Genomic DNA, 16,836 nt, shown 5'->3' with positions numbered 1-16,836 from the left:
TGAAACTGACCCGCGCCAAGTTCGAAGCGCTGGTCGACGATCTCGTGCAGAAGACCATCGAGCCCTGCCGCAAGGCGCTGAAGGATGCCGGCCTCACCGCAGGTGAAATCGGCGAAGTGGTGCTGGTCGGCGGCATGATCCGCATGCCGAAGATCCAGGAAGTCGTGAAGCAGTTCTTCGGCAAGGAGCCCCACAAGGGCGTCAATCCGGACGAAGTCGTGGCCATCGGCGCCGCCATCCAGGCCGGCGTGCTGCAGGGCGACGTCAAGGACGTGCTGCTGCTCGACGTCACTCCGCTGTCGCTGGGCATCGAGACGCTGGGTGGCGTTTTCACCCGCATCATCGATCGCAACACCACGATCCCGACCAAGAAGAGCCAGGTGTTCTCGACCGCCGAAGACAATCAGAACGCGGTCACCATCCGGGTCTTCCAGGGCGAGCGCGAAATGGCGGCGGACAACAAGCCGCTCGGCCAGTTCGACCTGATGGGCATTCCGCCGGCGCCGCGCGGCATGCCGCAGGTCGAGGTGACCTTCGACATCGATGCCAACGGCATCGTCAACGTGTCGGCGAAGGACAAGGCGACCAACAAGGAACAGCAGATCCGCATCCAGGCATCTGGTGGTCTGTCGGAAGCCGACATCGAGAAGATGGTCAAGGACGCCGAAGCCAATGCCGCCGACGACAAGAAGCGTCGTGAGGCAGTGGATGCCAAGAACCACGGCGATGCGCTGGTCCACTCGACCGAGAAGGCCTTGTCCGAACATGGTGACAAGGTCGGCGAGGACGAGCGCCGCGCCATCGAAGACGCCATGAGCGACCTCAAGGAAGCGCTGAAGGGCGACGACGCCGAGGCGATCAAGACCAAGACCAACACGCTGGCCCAGGCTTCCATGAAGCTCGGCGAGGCGATGTACACTCAGCAGGCCGAAGCCGACGCCAAGCGCGACGCAGCCAAGGATGACATCGTCGACGCCGAATTCACGGAAGTCGACGACGACAAGCCGAAGAAGTCGGCCTGATCACGAGCAAAACGATGACCCTCATCCACAGCAGCGCGATGCAGCTGACGATGGATGGGGGTCATTTTTTGTGAAACCGGCGCGGCTGGCATGGCGGCTGCATCGGCATATATCGCATCATGACGATGCGGCGACCTGGGATTTCGGGCGGATCTGACGAATGTCCACCAAGCAATGTTATTACGAGACGCTGGAAGTCGAGCGCACCGCCAATGATGCGACTCTGAAGTCGTCGTTCCGCAAGCTTGCGATGAAGTGGCATCCGGACAAGAACCCGGGCGATGCTGCCGCCGAAGTGAAGTTCAAGGAAATTGCCGAGGCTTATGACGTCCTCAAGGACGGCGACAAGCGCGCGGCCTATGACCGTTTTGGCCATGCCGCATTCGAGCAGGGTCATGGCGGCGGCGGTGGCCCGGGCTTCGGCTCCGGCTTCGCGTCCTCCTTCTCCGATATTTTCGAAGACCTGTTCGGCATGGCCGGTCAGCGCGGCGGCCGTGGCAGCGGTGGTCGCGAGCGCGGCGCCGACCTGCGCTACAATATGGAAATCACGCTGGAGGAAGCCTTCTCCGGCAAGACCGCACAGATCGAGATCCCGGTCGCGGTCACCTGCGAAGCCTGCTCCGGCACCGGCGCCAAGGCTGGCACCAAGCCAAAGACCTGTTCGACGTGCGCTGGCCAGGGCCGCGTGCGTCAGGCCCAGGGCTTCTTCACGCTCGAACGCACTTGCCCGAGCTGCCATGGCCGTGGCCAGATGATCGAGGACCCGTGCCCGAGCTGCTCCGGCGCTGGCCGTGTCGAACGCGAACGCTCGCTGTCGGTGAACATTCCCGCCGGCGTCGAGGATGGCACCCGCATCCGTCTTGCCAATGAAGGTGAGGCCGGTACGCGTGGCGGTCCCGCCGGTGACCTCTACATTTTCCTCTCGCTCGCCTCGCACGATTTCTTCCAGCGCGATGGTGCCGATCTTCATTGCCGCGTGCCGATCTCCATGGTCACGGCTGCGCTGGGCGGTGAATTCGAAGTGCCGACCATCGAAGGTGGCCGCAACAAGGTGAAGGTGCCTTCGGGCACGCAGTCCGGCCGTCGTTTCCGCGTTGGCGGCAAGGGCATGCCTGTGCTGCGTTCGCGCCAGTCCGGCGACATGTATGTCCAGGTTGTGGTGGAAACACCGCAGAACCTGACCAAGAAACAGCAAGAACTTCTCAGCGAGTTCGAGAAGCTCTCTTCTGGTGCAACGCAACCAGAAGCAGCGGGATTCTTCACCAAGGTCAAGGACTTCTTCGGAACACGAAGCGCGTCCTGACGTTACAATGCTTGACCGTCTCCGCGGTTGACGATACCTCTTTATGACGAAATTCTGACTTCCCGCACGTTCCGCGGTCTGCTTGGAAGCACAATGCCTCTGCAATCGTCCGCGCGTACGCTGAAAAAGCCACTCCGTCTTGATGACGAAGTTCGCTTTATCCGTTCATGGATCGACAAGCCGCTGCATATGGGCGCCGTGATGCCGTCAGGCAAAGCGCTGGCGCGTACCATGGCGCAGTATGTCGATGCGCAAGGGACCGGTCCGGTCATCGAACTTGGCCCCGGCACCGGCGCGATCACCACTGCGCTTTTGGCGCATGGTATCGATCAGAAGCGTCTGGTGCTCGTCGAATTCAATCCCACCTTCTGTGCCCTGCTGCGTGAGCGCTATCCGCAGGCGACCGTGGTGCAGGGCGATGCCTACACACTCCGCGATACGCTCTGGGACGTGCTGAAGGAGCCGGCGTCTGCCGTGGTCTCCGGCCTGCCGCTCGTAACAAAACCGATGCTGACGCGCCTGAAGCTGATCCGCGATGCCTTCGCGGCGCTGGCGCCGAATGCGCCTTTCGTGCAGTTCACCTATTCGGTGGCGCCTCCGATTCCAAAGTCGCTCCCCGGTGTATCCACCGAGGCCTCCGAGCGGATCTGGATGAACCTTCCGCCCGCCCGCGTCTGGGTGTATCGCAAGGGCTGAGGCCGTTCGCGATCGCGCGGCGGCTCCGCCACCAACGCGATCGGACACATGGCTGCACCAAAAATCCTCGTCATTCCCGGCTCCCTGCGCACCGGCTCGCTGAATGCAAAGCTGGCGGCTGCGGCTGTCGATGAGCTGGTGCGTGCCGATGCGGAAGTGACCCGCATTTCGCTGGGCGATTTTCCGCTGCCGATCTATGACGGCGATCTCGAAGCGTCATCCGGCGTGCCGAAAGAGGCGCTCAATCTGAAGCGCATGATGGCTGCCCATGACGGCGTGCTCATCGTGACGCCCGAATACAATTCCTCGCTGCCGCCGCTGGTGAAGAACACCATCGACTGGGTGTCGCGCGTGACGGACGGGCAGGAGGGCAGGGGTCATGTATTTCGCGGCCGTGCCTTCGCCATCGCCGCCGCATCCAACGGACGTCTTGGCGGGACGCGCTGTCTCGAAGCGCTGCGGCTCGTGCTGTCCGCCTGCCGGGCGCTGGTGATCCCGAGCCAGCTCGCGCTGTCGCATGCCGACGACGCATATGACGAGATGGATCGTCTCAAACACCCCGCCGATATCGCGGCGATGCAATCCATGGTGCGGCAATTGATCGATGTCGCCCAGCAGATGAAGTGAGCCAGACATGACCACCATCATCGATCCCCGCGACCGCCTGATCGTCGCGCTCGACGTGCCCGACGTCGCTTCGGCCGAAGCGATGATCGAGCGGCTCGGCGACAGCGTGAGTTTCTACAAGATCGGCTATCAGCTCGGTTATGCCGGTGGGCTGCCGCTGGTGCGCAAGCTCGCTGATGCCGGCAAGAAGGTGTTTGCCGATTTGAAGATGCACGATATCGGCAACACGGTGGCGCGTGGTGTCGAGAGTGTTGCCAACCTTGGCGCGACTTTCCTCACGGTGCACGCCTATCCGCAGACCATGCAGGCCGCGGCCAATGCCAGCAAGGGCTCCGATCTGCGCATTCTCGCGGTGACCGTGCTGACCTCCTATGACAACGAAGACCTCAAGGCCGCCGGCTATCAGCTGGGTGTCACCGATCTCGTCACCACGCGCGCGCAGCAGGCGCAGGCGCTCGGCATCGATGGCCTGGTCTGCTCGCCGGAAGAGGCAGGCAATCTGCGCAAGCTGATCAAGCCGGAAATGATGCTCGTGACACCGGGTGTGCGTCCTGCCGGCGCCGACATCGGTGACCAGAAACGCGTGATGACGCCGGCCAAGGCGATTGCGGCAGGTTCGGATTACCTCGTGGTCGGTCGACCGATCCTTGCGGCGGATGATCCGAAAGCGGCGGCCGAGGCGATCGTTGCAGAGATCGCGCAGGCGCGCGCCTAAATTCCGTCATTGCGAGCCCCGCAAAATTGGCTTTGCCAATTTTGCTTGAGCGAAGCAATCCAGAAAGCCAAGAGCTGGATTGCTTCGTCGCTACGCTTCTCGCAATGACGCTGAAACTTGAAAGCAGGGAGAAAACAAATGCCAAAAGCCTACTGGATCGCACGCGTCGACGTTCACAACATGGACGGCTACAAGCAGTATGTCGCCGAGAACGGCCCCGTCTTCGCGAAATACGGTGCCAAATTCATCGTCCGCGGCGGCCAGTTCGAGGCCAAGGAAGGCACTTCGCGCACGCGCAATGTGGTGCTCGAATTCAAGGATTATGCGACCGCGCTCGCCTGCTACAACTCGCCGGAATACCAGCGTCTCGTCGAGATGCGGAAGCCCCACGGCGAGAGCGACCTTGTGATTATCGAAGGCTATGACGGGCCGCAGCCCGGCGAGTAGCCTTAAGCATCTCCTTGATCTGATTGGTATCTGAGGATTTCGGGAGGCGCGCGCGTGTTGCCGTGGCGACATCGCGCCGCTATACCGCCTTGGATACGAAGGAACGCCAGATGTCCGATATGAGATTGATCGTTGCCGGCGCCGGCGGCCGTATGGGCCGCGCGCTGATCCGCACCATCGCCGAAACCCCGGGCGCCGTGCTCGCCGGCGCGCTGGAAGCGCCGACCTCGGAACTGCTCGGCCAGGATGCCGGCGTGCTCGCCGGCCTGCCGGAAAACGGCATCAAACTCTCGGCCGATCTGTGGACCCTATCGAAAGAGGCCGACGGCATCCTCGATTTCACCGTGCCCGCCGCCACCATCGCCAATGTCGCCATCGCCGCCCAACGTGGCATCGTGCATGTGATCGGCACCACCGGCCTGTCGGCCTCGGACGACGCCGTGATCAAGAGCGTCACCAAACAGGCGATCGTGGTGCAGTCCGGCAATATGAGCCTCGGCGTCAATCTTCTGGCGGCGCTGGTCAAGCGCGTGGCGCAGTCGCTCGATGACGGCTTCGACATCGAAGTGCTGGAGATGCACCACAAGGCGAAGATCGACGCGCCGTCGGGCACCGCCTTCATGCTCGGCCAGGCCGCTGCCGACGGCCGCAGGGTCTCGCTCGACACGCATTCCGCCCGTGGCCGCGATGGCATCACCGGCGCGCGCAAGACCGGCGATATCGGCTTCGCCTCACTTCGCGGCGGCACCGTCGCCGGCGAGCACACCGTAATCTTTGCCGGCCCGCGTGAACGTATCGAACTCACGCACAAGGCCGAGGATCGCATGATCTTCGCCCATGGCGCGCTGAAAGCGGCCCTGTGGGCGCATGGCAAGAAGCCTGGACACTATTCGATGGCCGATGTGCTCGGCCTTGGTGAAAAATAAAAACGACCAGAATTGGAATCTGTGATGACTGACCGCCTTCTCGTGCTCGTCCGCCACGGCCAGAGCGACTGGAATCTGAAGAACCTGTTCACTGGCTGGAAAGACCCGGACCTCACCGAGAAGGGTATTACGGAAGCCAAGGAAGCCGGCCGCAAGCTCAAGGCGCAGGGCCTCACTTTCGACCGCGCCTTCACCTCGGACCTGACCCGCGCCCAGCACACGCTGAAGCTGGCGCTGGAAGAAATGGGCCAGACCGGCATTCCGGTGACCAAGCATCTCGCGCTGAACGAGCGCGATTACGGCGATCTCTCCGGCCTCAACAAGGACGATGCCCGCGAAAAGTGGGGCGAGGAGCAGGTGCATATCTGGCGCCGCTCCTATGACGTGCCGCCGCCCGGTGGTGAAAGCCTGAAGGATACGCTGGCGCGCACGCTGCCTTACTATGTGCAGGAAATCCTGCCCGGCGTGCTGCGCGGCGAGCGCACGCTGGTGGCCGCCCATGGCAATTCGCTGCGCGCGCTGATCATGGTGCTGGAAAAGCTGTCGCCAGAAGGGATTCTCGCCCGCGAACTCGGCACCGGCGCACCGATCATCTACAGGCTGAATGCCGACGCCACGGTGGCCTCAAAACTCGATCTGGCGTGATTTCTTGTGTCTTTGTTGCGGCAATTCTTGCGGCAACACAGAGGCAGGGCAGAAACGCAAAAGGCCCGCAACATCAGTTGCGGGCCTTTGTTTTTCGTTGAGCGAGTCGCTCAGTTCGCGCCGTTATGGGCGAACTGGCCGGTGGCGCGGAAGCGCCAGAGATATTGCGGCGCCACCGCTTCCATCGAATCCGGGGCGATGCCGAGTCCTTCCAGCGTCAGCCCGGCCGCCTTGGCGGCGTCGGAGACGACATTGTCGACCTTCAGCATGGCGACCTGGTCCGGCGTCAGCTTGAAGTCACCCGGGGCGAATTGCAGGACATACGACTTCAGCTTGGCGATGCCCATCGGCACCGGCAGGATCATGCGCTCGCGCTCGATGGTCTTGAGCACGATTTCGACGATCTCCCGCATGGTCAGCACTTCCGGCCCGCCCAGCTCATAGACGGCGCCCGGCTTGGTCTTGCCATCGGCCGCTTCGGCCACGGCCTGCGCGACATCGCCGACGAACACCGGCTGCATCTTGGTCTCGGCGCCGAATACCGGCATCACGGGCGCCATGCGGGCCAGCGACGCAAAACGGTTGGTGAGGCTGTCTTCCGGGCCGAAGACCAGCGACGGGCGCAGGATCGAAGCCGATGGCACGGCGGCCAGCACATTGGCTTCGCCAGCCGCCTTGGCGCGTGAATAGGCCGATTCGCTGTTCGCATCGGCGCCGATGGCGGAGACATGCACCAGACGGGCGCCAATCTCGGCCGCGGCCTGCGCGATGGCGCCGGCGCCTTCGGCCTGCACGCTATCAAAGCTCTGCTTGCCGCCTTCGGCGAGGATACCGACCAGGTTCACCACGATCGAGGCATCGCGCATGGCGGCCTTGATGGAGGCGGGGTTGCGGATATTGGCCTGCACGGCATGGATCTGGCCGACGCGGCCGAGCGGCTGCAGGTGGCCGGCGAGCTCCGGGCGGCGCACCGCGACGCGAATCCGGTAATCGCGCTTGGCCAGCGCGCGGACCACATGCCGCCCCACGAAGCCGGATCCGCCGAAAACCGTCACGAGGGTGTCGAGGGGGGCAGCCATGGGGTCGATTCCTTGCAAAAAGCCGGCGGGAGAGGCGGCAGTTTAGACCGTTTCGCGATACGCCAACGCGCTTGGCCTGTACAGCGGAAAGGAATTGCACAAAGCAATTTGACAAGTGCGTAACGGCCCCCTACACACCGCGCCACATGCCTCACCGCATGTGCCCAGGTGGCGGAATTGGTAGACGCGCTGGCTTCAGGTGCCAGTGGCTTAACGGCCGTGAAGGTTCGAGTCCTTTCCTGGGCACCACTGGTGCTCGCAAATCTTTGAAATCAAAGCGATTTCGTCTTCGGTAGCGCGCTGGACGCGCTTTCGTGCGCCGCTGGCGCGGCTTGATGTCACTCAATCGTCGTTTTCCGGAACATTGCTAAGCTCCCTTCGCTTAGCCCGCTGTTTGCCGGAGCTGATGATGGGTATCGAGACCGAGTTGAAATTTCGCGTAGCGCCAGCAGAGCTGGCGATGATCTCGCGCCGGCGCATCAAGGGCGCACAGCGTGGCGATCGCACCGACAAGGCCCTTGTCTCCACCTATTTCGATACGCCGAAATGCAAGCTGAAGCGCCGCGGACTGACCTTGCGGGTGCGGCAGAGCGACGATCACTTCATCCAGACCATCAAGGCCGGCGCAGTCGGCCCGGCCTCGCGTGGCGAATGGGAGAGCGAGATCGATGGCCGCAAGCCGGTGCTGGCCAAGGCGGATGGCTCGCCGCTGGATGCGTTCAAGCCGAAAAAATTGCAGCGCAAGCTGAAGCCGCTGTTCAAGACATCGGTGCGACGGCGGACGCAGATGCTGCACACACGTCGCAGCGAAATCGAATTCGCCATCGACCGCGGCACCATCGCCGCCGGCCGGCGGACGCTGCCCATCTCGGAATTCGAACTCGAGCTGAAAAGTGGCCGCGAAGCCGATCTCTTCGCGCTGGCCCGCACGCTCGAGCGCGGCGTCGGTGCCGAGCTCGACCTGCGCGGCAAGGCGGACAAGGGTTTTGAATTGCTGGCGGGCCATGAAGGCGCGTTTCTTGCCGAAACGATCACCCTCGATCCGCAAGCCCCGCCGGTCCATGCCTTTCGGACGATCGCTGCCTCCACGCTCCGGCATTTCGCGAGCAATGCGGATGGCGTACGCGCCGGCGCGGGCGAGGCCGTGCACCAGATGCGCGTCGGCCTGCGTCGGCTGCGGGCTGCCATCTCATTGTTCAACGATGTGCTGCCGCGGCGAAATCTGGCGCGTGTGAAATCCGAGCTGAAATGGCTGACGGGCGAACTCGCGCCGGCGCGCGAAATCGACGTGTTTCTCACCGAGCGGATCGGCGCCATTCCGCGCAATAGCGTGCCTGCACGCGGTGCGCGCGCCATCGCGCGTCGCTTTGCCGAGCAACGCAAGGCCTGTTTCGATCGCGCCAGGACGGCCGTCTCTTCGCCGCGATATCGCACGCTGCTGATCGATCTGTTCGAATGGATCGTCACGATGAAGGCACCGGCGTCCGACCGCGCGATCGGTCCTTATGCTTCTGCATTGCTGGCACGGCGCATCAGGAAGGCCCGCAAGCAAAGCAGGGCGATCCATGATCTGGAGGCCCGCAAGCGGCACAAGCTGCGCATCAAGATCAAGAAAATCCGTTACGGCCTGGATTTTTTCGAGAGCCTCTATTCGAAGGATGATCGTGGCCAGCTCGCGAAGCGATCCGCCCTGCTCAAGGCGATCCAGTCGGCACTGGGATCGCTGAACGATCTCGTCGCGCATCGCGCGATTGCGGCGGAGGCAGCAATGAAGGCGCCGCGTGCGAATCGCCGAGCGCTGGCCTTTGCGTCGGGCGTGATGGTCGGCCAGGAACATGCAGCATCGAAGACACTGCTGGACCACGCCGCGAAGAAGCTGCGCAAGCTGCAGCCGCTGACGGTCGAGCCAGCCTAGCCTGCGATCGCCTGATCGTAGGCGGCCACGGAGGCCTGCGCGGTCGCCTTGACCTCCGTCGCGCTCATGCCGGGCTTGTAGAGGCTGCTGCCGAGGCCGAAGGCCTGGATGCCTGCCGCGACGTATTCCGCGAAATTCCTGTCAGACACGCCGCCGACGGCGCCGATCACCGCATCCTTTGGCAGAACCGCGCGGATGGCGGCAATGCCGGAGGCGCCGAGGATCGAGGCCGGAAAGAACTTTAGCGCCGAAGCACCGGCGCGGAGCGCGAGGAAAGCTTCGGTGGGCGAAAATACGCCGGGCATGGTGACCATGCCGCGCTTCGCTGCCATCGCCAGCACATCGACATCCACATTCGGGCTCACCATCAGCCGCCCGCCGACATCCGCCACGCGGGCGCAGTCACCGGCGGTGAGAACGGTGCCGGCACCGATCAGGGTGTCGCGGCCGAATCGCCTGCAGATGCGGGCGATGGACTCGAACGGATCGGGCGAATTCAGCGGCACCTCGATCATCTCGAAGCCGGCGTCGATCAAGGCCTCGACGATGCCTTCGACTTCATCGGGCTTCACGCCGCGCAGGATGGCGACGAGCGGGCGCTTCACGTCCGGCCAACGCATGGGCTGGGTCATGTGAACTGGGCTCCCCACAGATGGATGGCGGCCTTGGTGAGGCCCTGTTGCGACGCGCGTTCGGCATCGACGATGGTTGCTTCGAAGCCGGCAGCAGCCAGCGCCGCGGCATAGAGATCCTTCAGCGCGCCGGCGCCGATCAGGCGCCCCGGATGTCTGCCATAGCGTGAACGCGCATCGGCGATCTCGGTGCCGATCAGCAGGCCCGACAAACGCGCCGCGCCATCCGCCTGTTTCTCGAAGCCGAGCAGCTGCGCTGCGCGCAGGCTGAACAGCGAGGCAGGCAACGCAGATGGTGTATCGATGGCGCGCTGCAGGCCGTCGCGGAACGCATCATTCGCGGCAGGCGATCCCGCATCGGGATCGATGGCGTGTTTCAGGATGCTGTGCCGGGCGATGACCGAAAACAGTTCGCCGGTCATATAGGTCGTGAACGACACCACGCTGCCCTTGTCGATCCGGATCCATTTGCTGTGGGTGCCGGGAATGCAGACGAGGCCGGTGAAATCGGATTCGGTGCCGCCGAGCAGCTGCGTTTCCTCGCCGCGCATCACATCGGGCGCGGTGGCATCGGCCTGGGCGATGCCGGGCAGGATGCGGATGTCGCCTTCTGCCGCGACACGTTGCGCGCCGTCATGCAGGGCGTCGAGGCGGGTCGGTGTGCGGAGATAGGGAGCTTCGATCCAGCCTTGCCTGGCGCCGGCCATGCCGCAGATCAGCACGGGCAGGTCCGGGGGCGCGCCAAGTCTTGCAAGATGATCCGCGAGCACCGGGGCAAAGCCGGTTGTCGCACAATGCAGCATGCCTTCAGGCCCGCGCGTCTCTGCGAGTGCATCGCCGTTCGCGGTCATCAACCAGCCGCGAAAGCTGCTGGTGCCCCAATCGACGGCGACAAAAGCCGGTTTCCTCACAGTCACATTGTTCTCCGGCTCTACTGGCACGAATAGGCGCCAAGCTTAGCCGAAAGCGCGGTGCTTAGCAGTAGTTCTCGCAAGACACCGGCGTGAAATCGCCGTGCGACGCGACGGCTGTCGGCACCGCGGTGAGATGCGACGGGCCTGTGCGATCAACGGCACTGCAAAACGCGTGGAGGATCGCCGTCGCCAGATCGGCATGATGGGCCTCCACGGCATCGTCGAGCCAGTCCGGCATGCTGCGCTCGGTGGAAAGGGCGCAGTGCCATTCCCCTTCGTCGAAGATGAGGCGGCGAAGCTGCCAGTCCGGCAGTTCGATGGCGATCAAGGCGAGGGCGGCATCCGTCCATGCGCCGGCGGCGACAAGGCGGTCGAGATGCCGGGCCTCCAGCGTGCGGCGCATCGCCGGCAGGCGCTTGCAGGAAGTGAGACAGATGTCCGTGAAAGCTGCGGCGTCGATACCAGATGCCGCATGCGGGATGGTAACGGGAAGAAGCGAGAGGCGCGACATGGCGAAACTCCATGAACAGCGCGATCGTCGGGCGATCGCAGCATGAGATTTGCGCGCCGCGCCGTGTGAATACGAGACGATTGGCAGGCCAAAGATATAGGCGGGCCATAGGCATCACGGCCTGTGCGCGCCGCGTCTTTATGGGATTCCTATAAACTCGCCGTTCCCCTCATCTCGAAAACCTACGGCCGGAATGGCACCTGATCCAGCATCGGGCGCAGTCCCTGCGTCCTGTGCCAGTGCATCAGGAGCTTTCCATGCTGGACATTCTCATGCTGGGTCTCGGGCTCGGCTTTTTCCTTCTCACGCTGGGCTACGCCTATGCCTGCGAGCGGCTGTGAGGAGATGGGTCATGGTCTTTGACTATGTGCTCGCCGGCACGGTCTCGGCGGCTCTCCTCGTCTATCTCACTTATGCGCTGCTCCGCCCCGAGCGGTTCTGATCGCACGCCACAAGGTCGAACACAATGACACTCATCGGATGGATACAGATCGCGCTGTTCTGCGCGGTGATCCTGGCGCTCACAAAGCCGCTCGGTGGCTACATGACGCGCGTTTTCAATGGCGAGCGGACGCTGCTGTCGCCGGTGTTGCGGCCGGTCGAAGCCGGCATCTACTGGCTGTCCGGTGTGGACGAAAAGCGCGAGCAGCATTGGCTCACTTATACGGTGGGCATGGTGCTGTTCCATGTGGCCGGCTTCGCGCTTCTTTATGCGCTGCTGCGGCTGCAGGATGTGCTGCCGTTCAATCCGCAGGGCCAGTCGGCCGTCGCGCCGGATCTCGCTTTCAACACCGTCGTCAGTTTCGTCACCAATACCAATTGGCAGAACTACGGCGGCGAAAGCACCATGTCCTACCTGACCCAGATGATGGGCCTCACGGTGCAGAACTTTGTCTCGGCCGCGACGGGCATTGCGATTGCCGTCGCGCTGATCCGCGGTTTCGCGCGGTCGTCGATGCGCACCATCGGCAATTTCTGGGTCGATCTCACCCGCGCCACGCTCTACGTGCTGCTGCCGATCTGCGTGGTGTTGTCGCTGATCCTGATCGGGCAGGGCATGCCGCAGACGCTTGGCGCCTATGTGGATGCCACAACGCTGGAAGGCGCGAAGCAGACCATCGCGGTCGGCCCGGTGGCCTCGCAGGTGGCGATCAAGATGCTCGGCACCAATGGCGGCGGGTTCTTCAATGCCAATGCCGCGCATCCGTTCGAGAACCCCACGGCGCTGTCCAACTTCATCCAGATGCTGGCGATTTTCGCCATCGGTGCGGCCATGACCAATGTGTTCGGCCGCATGGTCGGCAATCCCACGCAAGGCTGGGCGATCCTGGCCGTGATGGGCGTGTTGTTCATCGTCGGCGTCGCGATCACTTACTGGGCAGAGGCATCGGGCACCAACACCCTGCAGGCGCTCGGCATCACCGGCGGCAATATGGAAGGCAAGGAGACGCGCTTCGGCATCGTTGCCTCGGCTTTGTTTGCCGTCGTCACCACCGCGGCTTCCTGCGGCGCCGTCAATGCGATGCATGACTCCTTCACTGCGCTCGGCGGCATGATCCCGCTGATCAACATGCAGCTTGGCGAGATCATTGTCGGCGGCGTCGGTGCCGGCCTTTATGGCATGCTGCTGTTCGTCGTGCTGGCGATCTTCGTCGCCGGCCTGATGGTCGGCCGCACGCCGGAATATGTCGGCAAGAAGATCGAGGCGCGCGAGGTGAAGATGGCGATGCTCGCCATTCTCGTCCTGCCGCTGATGTATCTCGGCTGGACGGCGGTGGCCGTGGTGCTGCCGTCGGCGGTGGCGTCGATGGCCAATAGCGGTCCGCATGGCTTCACCGAAGTGCTCTATGCCTTCACCTCGGCCACCGGCAATAACGGTTCGGCCTTTGGCGGCCTCACCGGCAATACGTTCTTCTACAATCTGACGCTCGCCTGTTCGATGCTGTTCGGCCGCTTCTTCATGATCGTGCCGGCCATGGCGATGGCGGGCTCGCTCGCGTCGAAGAAGTCGATCGCGGCGTCGGCCGGCACGCTGCCGACCACCGGCGGCCTGTTCGTCGGCCTCGTCATCGGCGTCATCCTGATCATCGGCGGTCTCACTTTCTTCCCCGCGCTGGCGCTGGGGCCGATCGTCGAGCACCTCGCCATGATCTCCGGCAACCTGTTCTGATCGGAGCCATCCCATGGAAACCCTCAAACTGCAAAAGCGCGCTGCGACATCGGCCTTGCTCGATCCCAGGATCGTGCTGCCGGCCATATCAGCCTCCTTCACCAAACTCGATCCGCGGGTGATGGTGAAAAATCCGGTGATGTTCGTGGTGGAGGTCGTCGCCGCACTCACCACCGTCATCTTCATCAAGAATGTGATGACCGGCGGTGAAGACCTGTCCTTCACGTTCCAGATCATCCTGTGGCTCTGGTTCACGGTGCTGTTCGCCAATTTCGCCGAAGCCGTTGCCGAGGGCCGCGGCAAGGCGCAGGCGGAGACGCTGAAGAAGACGCGCACCGAAAGCCAGGCCAAGCTGCTCACCAGCAGCGATGACGCCGATCGCAGCTACCGCATGGTGGCGGGCACCACGCTGAAGGTCGGCGATATCGTGCTGGTCGAGGCCGGCGATCTCATCCCGTCCGATGGCGAGGTGATCGAAGGCGTGGCTTCGGTGAATGAAGCGGCGATCACCGGTGAATCCGCTCCTGTCATCCGCGAATCCGGCGGTGATCGCTCTGCCGTCACCGGTGGCACGCAGGTGCTGTCGGACTGGATTCGCGTCCGCATCACCGCGGCGCAAGGCTCGACCTTCATCGATCGCATGATCAAGCTCGTCGAAGGCGCCGAGCGTGCCAAGACACCGAACGAGATCGCGCTCAACATCCTGTTGCTCGGCCTCACCATCATCTTCGTCTTCGCGACGGTGACGATCCCGAGCTATGCCGCCTATGCCGGCGGCACGATTTCGGTGGTGGTGCTGGTGGCGCTGTTCGTCACGCTGATCCCCACCACCATCGGTGCGCTGCTCTCGGCCATCGGCATTGCCGGCATGGATCGGCTGGTGCGCTTCAACGTGCTGGCGATGTCCGGCCGTGCGGTGGAAGCGGCCGGCGACGTCGATACGCTGCTGCTCGACAAGACCGGCACCATCACACTCGGCAATCGCCAGGCGACGGCGTTCCGTCCGCTGCGTGGCGTCACCGAGCAGGAGCTGGCCGATGCGGCGCAGCTCGCCTCGCTGGCCGACGAGACGCCGGAAGGCCGTTCCATCGTCGTGCTGGCGAAGGAGAAGTATGGCATCCGCGGCCGCGACATGGCGGAGCTCGGCGCGACCTTCGTGCCTTTCACGGCGCAGACGCGCATGAGCGGTATCGATGCGGCCGGCATGTCGGTGCGCAAGGGTGCGGTGGATTCGATCCTCGCTTATGTCAGCGGTGGTGAAATGACCACTGCAGTCGGCAATACCGCGCGGGCGATCCAGCCTGCGACGTCGGCGGCCGCGCGTGAGTTGCAGGCGATTGCCGATGAGGTGGCGAAGGCCGGCGGCACGCCGCTCGGCGTGGTCCGCGACGGCAAGCTGCTCGGCGTCATCTATCTGAAGGACATCGTCAAGGGCGGCATCCGCGAGCGCTTTGCCGAGCTGCGTCAGATGGGTATCCGCACCATCATGATCACCGGCGATAATCCGATGACGGCCGCGGCCATCGCTGCGGAAGCCGGCGTGGACGACTTCCTGGCGCAGGCAACGCCTGAGGATAAATTAAAACTGATCCGCGACGAGCAGGCCAAGGGCAAGCTGGTGGCCATGTGCGGCGATGGCACCAATGACGCGCCGGCGTTGGCGCAGGCTGATGTCGGTGTCGCCATGAACACCGGCACCCAGGCGGCGCGCGAGGCCGGCAACATGGTGGATCTCGACAGCAATCCCACCAAGCTCATCGAGGTGGTGGAGATCGGCAAGCAGCTCCTGATGACCCGCGGGGCGCTGACCACCTTCTCCATCGCCAATGACGTGGCAAAGTATTTCGCCATCATCCCGGCGCTGTTCATCGCCTTCTATCCGCAGCTTGGCGCGCTCAACATCATGGGCCTTGCCAGCCCGCAGAGCGCGATCCTGTCCGCCATCATCTTCAATGCGATCATCATTATCGCGCTGATCCCGCTGGCACTGAAGGGCGTGTCCTACAAGCCCATCGGCGCCGGCGCACTGCTCGGCCGCAACCTGCTGATCTATGGCGTCGGCGGCCTCATCGTCCCGTTCATCGGCATCAAACTCATCGACCTCGCGGTCTCCGCGCTCGGTCTGGTCTGAGGAGAACCATCATGTTGAAAGAACTTCGCCCCGCCATCAGCGTGCTGGTGCTGCTCACCGCGATCACCGGCGTTGCTTATCCCCTCGCAATGACCGGCATCGCCGGTGTCCTTTTCCCCGCACAGGCGAAAGGCAGCCTGATCGAGCGGGATGGCAAGGTGATCGGCTCCTCGCTGATCGGCCAGGAGTTCAAGGGCGACAATTACTTCCATGGGCGCCCCTCCGCGACCACGGGGGCCGATCCGCAGGATGCCACCAAGACGGTGCCGCAACCCTATAATGCCGCGAACTCCATGGGCTCCAATCTCGGCCCGACCAGCAAGGCGTTGAGCGATCGCATCAAGGAGGATGTCGAGAAGCTGAAAGCGGAGAATCCGTCGACGCCGGTACCCGTGGATCTTGTCACCACCTCGGGCAGCGGCCTCGATCCGAACATCTCGCCGGAAGGCGCGCTGTTCCAAGTGCCGCGCGTCGCCAAGGCGCGGGGCCTGCCGGAAGATCGCGTGCGGGCGCTGGTGAATGAGAAGACCGAAGGCCGGCTGCTCGGCGTGCTGGGCGAGCCGCGCGTTAACGTCCTCGCGTTGAATCTGGCACTGGATGAGGCTGGCACGAAGTAGCCATCTAGGCCGGTCTTGAGACGGAGACTATATATCGCTCCATGGCACATCCAAGCCGCGACCCGGACCAACGCCCTTCGCCAGAGGCCTTGCTGGAGACAGCACGGCGCGAGGAAGGTGTGGCCGGGCGGCTGAAAATCTTTGTCGGCGCCGCCCCCGGCGTCGGCAAGACGTTTGAGATGCTGCAAAGCGCCCATGCCAAGCGCAAGGCCGGCGTGGATGTGGTGGTCGGCGTGGTCGAGACCCATGGTCGCGCCGAGACCGAGGCGCTGCTGGTCGGCCTCGAAGTCATCTCGCGGCGGGTGATCGCGCATAAGGGCCAGACCCTCGACGAGATCGATCTCGATGCCATCCTGGCGCGTCGTCCAAAACTCGTGCTGGTCGATGAACTCGCACATACCAATGCACCGGGCTCGCGGCATCCGAAGCGCCATCTCGATGTCGCTGAACTGCTCGCGGCGGGTATCGATGTCTATACCGCGGTCA

The 16,836-nt window shown here is 63.6% G+C and carries 17 protein-coding genes, 1 tRNA gene and 1 pseudogene; 15 read left to right on the top strand and 4 right to left on the bottom strand.

From position 1 onward, the window contains the following. The 8 genes from ACIQ17_RS19640 to ACIQ17_RS19605 form a co-directional block, all read left to right on the top strand. A partial coding sequence (locus ACIQ17_RS19640) for an Hsp70 family protein (protein ID WP_398470746.1) occupies positions 1-1,022 on the top strand: 1,022 nt, incomplete at its 5' end. A gap of 160 nt (positions 1,023-1,182) precedes the next feature. Then, positions 1,183-2,325, top strand: coding sequence for a molecular chaperone DnaJ (dnaJ, locus tag ACIQ17_RS19635; protein ID WP_398470745.1), 1,143 nt, complete (start codon positions 1,183-1,185; stop codon positions 2,323-2,325). Between the two features lie 93 nt (positions 2,326-2,418). Continuing rightward, complete coding sequence (locus tag ACIQ17_RS19630; RefSeq protein WP_398470744.1) at positions 2,419-3,021, top strand: class I SAM-dependent methyltransferase; 603 nt, start codon at positions 2,419-2,421, stop codon at positions 3,019-3,021. Positions 3,022-3,069: 48 nt separating this feature from the next. Further along, the gene (locus tag ACIQ17_RS19625; protein WP_398470743.1) at positions 3,070-3,648 is read left to right on the top strand and encodes an NADPH-dependent FMN reductase; all 579 of its coding nucleotides are present in this window, start codon (positions 3,070-3,072) and stop codon (positions 3,646-3,648) included. Between the two features lie 7 nt (positions 3,649-3,655). Then, entirely contained in the window at positions 3,656-4,363 is a 708-nt protein-coding gene (gene pyrF, locus ACIQ17_RS19620; protein ID WP_398470742.1) for an orotidine-5'-phosphate decarboxylase, read from the top strand. 138 nt (positions 4,364-4,501) lie between these two features. Continuing rightward, positions 4,502-4,810, top strand: a complete 309-nt coding sequence (locus ACIQ17_RS19615) for a DUF1330 domain-containing protein (RefSeq protein ID WP_398470741.1) — start codon at positions 4,502-4,504, stop codon at positions 4,808-4,810. Positions 4,811-4,920: 110 nt separating this feature from the next. After that, positions 4,921-5,736 carry a 4-hydroxy-tetrahydrodipicolinate reductase gene (gene dapB / locus ACIQ17_RS19610; RefSeq protein WP_398470740.1) on the top strand — a complete coding sequence of 272 codons (816 nt, stop codon included), beginning with the start codon at positions 4,921-4,923 and terminating at the stop codon, positions 5,734-5,736. Positions 5,737-5,760: 24 nt separating this feature from the next. Continuing rightward, a complete protein-coding gene (locus ACIQ17_RS19605) occupies positions 5,761-6,381 on the top strand; it encodes a 2,3-bisphosphoglycerate-dependent phosphoglycerate mutase (protein WP_398470739.1) in 621 nt (206 codons plus the stop codon). 110 nt (positions 6,382-6,491) lie between these two features. Here the strand turns inward: ACIQ17_RS19605 and ACIQ17_RS19600 are convergent, their stop codons facing one another. Further along, on the bottom strand, positions 6,492-7,460 hold the full coding sequence (locus ACIQ17_RS19600) for a complex I NDUFA9 subunit family protein (protein WP_398470738.1): 969 nt from the start codon (positions 7,458-7,460) through the stop codon (positions 6,492-6,494). Between the two features lie 162 nt (positions 7,461-7,622). Between ACIQ17_RS19600 and ACIQ17_RS19595 the strand changes: the two genes are divergently transcribed. Beyond that, a tRNA-Leu gene (locus ACIQ17_RS19595) sits at positions 7,623-7,709 on the top strand. A gap of 160 nt (positions 7,710-7,869) precedes the next feature. Beyond that, entirely contained in the window at positions 7,870-9,375 is a 1,506-nt protein-coding gene (locus tag ACIQ17_RS19590) for a CHAD domain-containing protein (RefSeq protein WP_398470737.1), read from the top strand. On the opposite strand, the gene ACIQ17_RS19585 is transcribed toward ACIQ17_RS19590, so the two are convergent. The 3 genes from ACIQ17_RS19585 to ACIQ17_RS19575 form a co-directional block, all read right to left on the bottom strand. Beyond that, on the bottom strand, positions 9,372-10,007 hold the full coding sequence (locus tag ACIQ17_RS19585) for a 2-dehydro-3-deoxy-6-phosphogalactonate aldolase (protein ID WP_398470736.1): 636 nt from the start codon (positions 10,005-10,007) through the stop codon (positions 9,372-9,374). The genes ACIQ17_RS19590 and ACIQ17_RS19585 overlap by 4 nt on opposite strands. Continuing rightward, positions 10,004-10,918, bottom strand: a complete 915-nt coding sequence (locus tag ACIQ17_RS19580; protein ID WP_398470747.1) for a 2-dehydro-3-deoxygalactonokinase — start codon at positions 10,916-10,918, stop codon at positions 10,004-10,006. Before ACIQ17_RS19580 ends, ACIQ17_RS19585 begins: the two co-directional genes overlap by 4 nt. A 64-nt stretch (positions 10,919-10,982) precedes the next feature. Continuing rightward, entirely contained in the window at positions 10,983-11,432 is a 450-nt protein-coding gene (locus ACIQ17_RS19575; protein ID WP_398470735.1) for a hypothetical protein, read from the bottom strand. A gap of 352 nt (positions 11,433-11,784) precedes the next feature. Here ACIQ17_RS19575 and ACIQ17_RS19570 point away from each other — a divergent pair, with 352 nt between their 5' ends. From ACIQ17_RS19570 to ACIQ17_RS19550, 5 genes and pseudogenes are all read left to right on the top strand, one after another. Beyond that, complete coding sequence (locus tag ACIQ17_RS19570) at positions 11,785-11,874, top strand: K(+)-transporting ATPase subunit F (RefSeq protein WP_398470734.1); 90 nt, start codon at positions 11,785-11,787, stop codon at positions 11,872-11,874. Between the two features lie 24 nt (positions 11,875-11,898). Beyond that, positions 11,899-13,602, top strand: coding sequence for a potassium-transporting ATPase subunit KdpA (gene kdpA / locus ACIQ17_RS19565; protein ID WP_398470733.1), 1,704 nt, complete (start codon positions 11,899-11,901; stop codon positions 13,600-13,602). 13 nt (positions 13,603-13,615) lie between these two features. Next, positions 13,616-15,733: a potassium-transporting ATPase subunit KdpB gene (gene kdpB / locus ACIQ17_RS19560; RefSeq protein ID WP_398470732.1), complete on the top strand. Its 2,118-nt coding sequence runs from the start codon at positions 13,616-13,618 to the stop codon at positions 15,731-15,733. A gap of 11 nt (positions 15,734-15,744) precedes the next feature. Further along, positions 15,745-16,350, top strand: coding sequence for a K(+)-transporting ATPase subunit C (locus tag ACIQ17_RS19555; protein WP_398470731.1), 606 nt, complete (start codon positions 15,745-15,747; stop codon positions 16,348-16,350). A 41-nt stretch (positions 16,351-16,391) separates the two neighbouring features. Next, a pseudogene (locus ACIQ17_RS19550) lies at positions 16,392-16,836 on the top strand (two-component sensor histidine kinase); the annotation flags it as partial.

Source organism: Tardiphaga sp., from assembly GCF_044340795.1.
Lineage (GTDB): Bacteria > Pseudomonadota > Alphaproteobacteria > Rhizobiales > Xanthobacteraceae > Tardiphaga.
This window is presented reverse-complemented; position numbering and strand designations above follow the sequence as displayed.

Excerpts from the sequence above, each read along its gene's own strand:
- dnaJ (WP_398470745.1), top strand. The coding sequence starts at position 1,183 with ATGTCCACCAAGCAATGTTATTACGAGACGCTGGAAGTCGAGCGCACC.
- ACIQ17_RS19630 (WP_398470744.1), top strand. The coding sequence starts at position 2,419 with ATGCCTCTGCAATCGTCCGCGCGTACGCTGAAAAAGCCACTCCGTCTT.
- ACIQ17_RS19625 (WP_398470743.1), top strand. The coding sequence starts at position 3,070 with ATGGCTGCACCAAAAATCCTCGTCATTCCCGGCTCCCTGCGCACCGGC.
- pyrF (WP_398470742.1), top strand. The coding sequence starts at position 3,656 with ATGACCACCATCATCGATCCCCGCGACCGCCTGATCGTCGCGCTCGAC.
- ACIQ17_RS19615 (WP_398470741.1), top strand. The coding sequence starts at position 4,502 with ATGCCAAAAGCCTACTGGATCGCACGCGTCGACGTTCACAACATGGAC.
- dapB (WP_398470740.1), top strand. The coding sequence starts at position 4,921 with ATGTCCGATATGAGATTGATCGTTGCCGGCGCCGGCGGCCGTATGGGC.
- ACIQ17_RS19605 (WP_398470739.1), top strand. The coding sequence starts at position 5,761 with ATGACTGACCGCCTTCTCGTGCTCGTCCGCCACGGCCAGAGCGACTGG.
- ACIQ17_RS19600 (WP_398470738.1), bottom strand. The coding sequence starts at position 7,460 with ATGGCTGCCCCCCTCGACACCCTCGTGACGGTTTTCGGCGGATCCGGC.
- ACIQ17_RS19590 (WP_398470737.1), top strand. The coding sequence starts at position 7,870 with ATGGGTATCGAGACCGAGTTGAAATTTCGCGTAGCGCCAGCAGAGCTG.
- ACIQ17_RS19585 (WP_398470736.1), bottom strand. The coding sequence starts at position 10,007 with ATGACCCAGCCCATGCGTTGGCCGGACGTGAAGCGCCCGCTCGTCGCC.
- ACIQ17_RS19575 (WP_398470735.1), bottom strand. The coding sequence starts at position 11,432 with ATGTCGCGCCTCTCGCTTCTTCCCGTTACCATCCCGCATGCGGCATCT.
- ACIQ17_RS19570 (WP_398470734.1), top strand. The coding sequence starts at position 11,785 with ATGGTCTTTGACTATGTGCTCGCCGGCACGGTCTCGGCGGCTCTCCTC.
- kdpA (WP_398470733.1), top strand. The coding sequence starts at position 11,899 with ATGACACTCATCGGATGGATACAGATCGCGCTGTTCTGCGCGGTGATC.
- kdpB (WP_398470732.1), top strand. The coding sequence starts at position 13,616 with ATGGAAACCCTCAAACTGCAAAAGCGCGCTGCGACATCGGCCTTGCTC.
- ACIQ17_RS19555 (WP_398470731.1), top strand. The coding sequence starts at position 15,745 with ATGTTGAAAGAACTTCGCCCCGCCATCAGCGTGCTGGTGCTGCTCACC.